At 41.8% G+C, this 256-nt stretch carries 1 protein-coding gene; it reads left to right on the top strand.

Going from position 1 to position 256, the window contains the following annotated elements; all coding sequences use genetic code 11:
- Positions 1 to 35: 35 nt before the first annotated feature.
- The coding region (locus O4H47_RS18010) for a hypothetical protein (protein ID WP_269395401.1) at positions 36 to 256 on the top strand (221 nt) is incomplete at its 3' end.

Below are 256 nucleotides of genomic sequence, written 5' to 3'. Positions count from 1 at the left end.
AATGAGGGCATTGCCGTACCACTGGAGACTAAATAATGAGCGACGTTGAGAAGTTACAATCAGAATTAGAAGCTATGGCAAAGCGAGTTGTAATGCTTGAGCAATTTATAAATTCAGCAACAAGAAGTGAGCCAGCAGGAACAACGACGGTAGGTTCGCTAACTAATATCTCAGACACTCAGCTTGCAGATAACCCACTGTTTTATGTTGAGCATGCTGATGGTGGATTGAATGTTTATTTGAGTCAGATTGTGGC

The organism is Maritalea porphyrae (assembly GCF_027213965.1).
GTDB lineage: Bacteria > Pseudomonadota > Alphaproteobacteria > Rhizobiales > Devosiaceae > Maritalea > Maritalea porphyrae_A.
The sequence above is the reverse complement of the archived record's forward strand: the minus strand, read 5'-3'. Positions and strand labels throughout refer to the sequence as shown.